Consider the following 1,958-nt stretch of genomic DNA (forward strand, 5'->3'; position numbering starts at 1 on the left):
CGCTCGCCGGTGTTCCAGGTGATGTTCACGTTGCAGAACACCGATCTGCCGGCCTTTGAGCTGGCGGGTCTGGTGGCGCAGCCGCTGCCGCTTGAAGCGGCGACGGCCAAGTTCGATCTCATGCTGGTTCTGCTGCCGCTGGCCGATGGTACTTATGCGGCGAACTGGGAGTTCAATTCCGATCTGTTCGATAGCCCGACGATCGAGCGCATGGCCGGCCAGTTCGAAACCCTGCTTGCCGCAGCGGTTGCGGCGCCCCGGCAAGCCGTTGACCTGTTGCCGCTGCTGACGCCGATCGAACGGGAGCATATCGTTGGCACCTGGAATGCGACCCAGATGCCGTTCCGGCCCATCCTGGCGCATGAATTGTTCCGCGAAACAGCACAGCGCATGCCGGATGCGCTGGCTGCGCTGGATGGCGCTGATGCACTGACCTATGCCGAGCTGAATCGACGCTCGAACCAGTTCGCCCGTTATTTGCAGCGCTTCGGTGTCGTGCCGCATTCGCTGGTGGGTTTATGTCTGCAACGCTCGCTCGATGTAGCGATCGCCGTGCTGGGCATTCTCAAGGCGGGGGCTGCCTGCGTCCCGATGGACCCGGCCTATCCTGCGGAGCGCCTGCGTTTCATGGCGCAGGATGCGCGCGCGCCGGTCGTGGTCACCCATCAGGCATTGCGTGATCGCGTCGGCGAATGCGATGCGCATTTCATTTGCATGGATGCCTGTGCCGATGCGTGGCTGGAGGCCGACACCGACTTCTCGCTCTCATTGGACATGCAGGCGCTGTGTTATGTGATCTATACCTCGGGCTCCACCGGCCAGCCCAAGGGGGTCGCGCTGCCCCATCAAATGCTGGCCAATCTGGTGCAGTGGCAACTGACCGAATCGGCACTCAAGCCGGGCGCACGCACTTTGCAGTTTTCGCCGCTGAGCTTCGATGTGAGCTTCGACGAACTGTTTTCGACCTGGGCGGCCGGCGGCACGCTGGTGATGGTCAGCGAAGAGACGCGTCGCGATCCGGTTCAGTTGCTTGATCTGGTGCTGCGTGAGCGGGTAGCGCGCCTGTTCATTCCGTTCGTGGCATTGCAAGGCATTGCGGATGCAGCAAGCGATCTGGCGACCCTGCCGGATCTGCGCGAAATCGTCTGCGGTGGCGAGCAATTGCAAATCACCGACGAGGTGATTGAGCTGTTCCGCAAACTGCCGGATTCCTTGCTGCATAACCAGTACGGGCCGACTGAAAGTCACTTCGTCACGGGCTATCGGCTGACTGGCGATCCTGATCTGTGGCCACGCCTGCCCCCGATCGGCAAGCCGATGTTCAACACCCAGATGTATGTGCTCGATCGCCATTTCGAGCCGGTGCCCATCGGTGTGCGCGGCGATCTCTATATCGCCGGGGTGAATCTGGCGCAGGCCTATTGGCAACGCAGCGATATGACGGCAGATCGCTTCATCCCTGATCCGTTCAGCAAGTCGCCGGGTGCCCGGATGTATCGCACTGGTGATGTAGCGCGTTATTTGCCGGATGGCGATATCGAATTCCTCGGGCGCTCCGACCATCAGGTGAAGATTCGCGGCTTCCGTATTGAATTGGCCGAAGTGGAACAGGCCTTGGTCGTCATTGATACGGTGGCCGCCGCCTCCGCAACGGTGCGTGAAGACCACCGGGGCCTGAAAAAGCTGATCGGCTATGTGGTGCCGAAGCCCGATGCCACGCTGTCGCCTAAAGCCCTCCGTGAGCTGCTATCGCAAAGACTGCCCGATTACATGGTGCCCAGCGCCATCGTCGTCTTGCCCACGCTGCCGCAAACCCCGAGCGGCAAGGTCGACCGTAAAGCCTTGCCGATGCCAGACGAAGCTGATCTGGGGATCGAATATGTGGCGCCGACCACGCCGACCGAGGAGGCACTGGCGCAGATCTGGGCCGGGGTGCTGGGCTTGAGCCGGGTGGGCGT

1 protein-coding gene is annotated in these 1,958 nt (G+C 61.8%); it reads left to right on the forward strand.

Annotated elements, in window-relative coordinates; genetic code table 11:
* Positions 1-1,958: non-ribosomal peptide synthetase (locus tag BR41_RS21645; RefSeq protein ID WP_035061512.1), on the forward strand; the 1,958-nt coding region annotated here is incomplete at both ends.

Source organism: Andreprevotia chitinilytica DSM 18519, assembly GCF_000711875.1.
GTDB lineage: Bacteria > Pseudomonadota > Gammaproteobacteria > Burkholderiales > Chitinibacteraceae > Andreprevotia > Andreprevotia chitinilytica.